Annotated in this window: 1 protein-coding gene; it reads right to left on the minus strand. The window is 45.6% G+C overall.

Annotation, left to right across the window (positions count from 1 at the left end):
- Positions 1–15: 15 nt before the first annotated feature.
- Positions 16–1,212 carry an acetate kinase gene (locus AB4653_RS23795; protein ID WP_009848631.1) on the minus strand — a complete coding sequence of 399 codons (1,197 nt, stop codon included), beginning with the start codon at positions 1,210–1,212 and terminating at the stop codon, positions 16–18.
- Between the last annotated feature and the right edge of the window lie 65 nt (positions 1,213–1,277).

Here is a 1,277-nt window from a genome sequence, read left to right on the forward strand (position 1 = left end):
AGTCAGGAAAATCAATTAAAGACCTGCTAGTTTCGCAGTGTCTTCAGCAATTACTAGCTCTTCGTTAGTCGAGATAACCATTGCAGGGATACGGCTGTTAGCTGTAGTGATAGTACCTTCGCCGCCGAAACGAGCTTTAAGGTTAGCTTCACCGTCAACTTCGATGCCGAAGATGCCTAGGCGGTTAAGAACCATTTCACGGATTGGGCCAGAGTTCTCGCCGATGCCGCCAGTGAAAGTGATTGCGTCTAGACGACCTTCTAGAGTTGCAGTGTAACCAGCAACGTACTTAGCTAGACGGTGACAGAACACGTCCATTGCACGAGTTGCTTCTTCTTTCTCGCCGTAGTTGTCTTCAACGAAACGACAGTCAGAAGTCACTTCAGTTAGACCAGCAAGACCAGATTCTTTAGTTAGCATGTTGTTGATTTCTTCAACAGAGTAACCAAGAGCGTCGTGTAGGTGGAAGATGATCGCAGGATCTAGGTCACCACAACGTGTACCCATTACAAGACCTTCAAGAGGAGTAAGACCCATAGAAGTATCTACAGATTGACCGTTCTTGATTGCACATACAGAAGCGCCGTTACCTAGGTGACAGTTGATGATGTTAACTTCTTCAACTGGCTTGTTTAGTAGGCCTGCAACTTCACGAGTGATGAATAGGTGAGAAGTACCGTGCATGCCGTAACGACGGATGCCGTGCTCTTTGTACAGGTTGTACGGTAGAGCGTATAGGTAAGACTCAGAAGGCATTGTTTGGTGGAACGCAGTGTCAAATACAGCAACGTTTTGTAGACCAGGGAAGTTCTTTTGAGCCGCTTCGATACCGATAAGGTGAGCAGGGTTGTGAAGAGGTGCAAAAGTCGCAGCGTCTTGAATACCCTTAAGAACTTCATCAGTGATAAGCGCAGAAGAAGTGAACTGCTCACCGCCGTGTACGATACGGTGACCGATAGCGCCAAGGTTAGCTTTAAGCTCAGGCTTAGAAGCAAGAATAGTTTCTACCATGAAAGATAGTGCTTCTACGTGAGCTGCGCCCGCGCCTAGTTGTGCTTCATGCTTGCCATCAAGTTTCCATTTCATACGAGCTTCTGGAAGACCTAGACACTCAGCAAGACCAGTTAGGTGCTCTGCACCTGATTCTGCATCAACAACAGCGAATTTAAGAGAAGAACTACCACAGTTTAAAACTAAAACTAGCTTAGACATTAATGACTACCTGTTTATTTTTCTGATCGAAATCAGTTAAGGATGAAAATTAATCTCAAGAATAG

This window comes from Vibrio sp. 10N.222.48.A3 (assembly GCF_041475345.1).
GTDB lineage: Bacteria > Pseudomonadota > Gammaproteobacteria > Enterobacterales > Vibrionaceae > Vibrio > Vibrio tasmaniensis_A.

Coding starts and splice junctions, on each gene's coding strand:
- AB4653_RS23795 (WP_009848631.1), bottom strand. CDS start 1,212: ATGTCTAAGCTAGTTTTAGTTTTAAACTGTGGTAGTTCTTCTCTTAAA.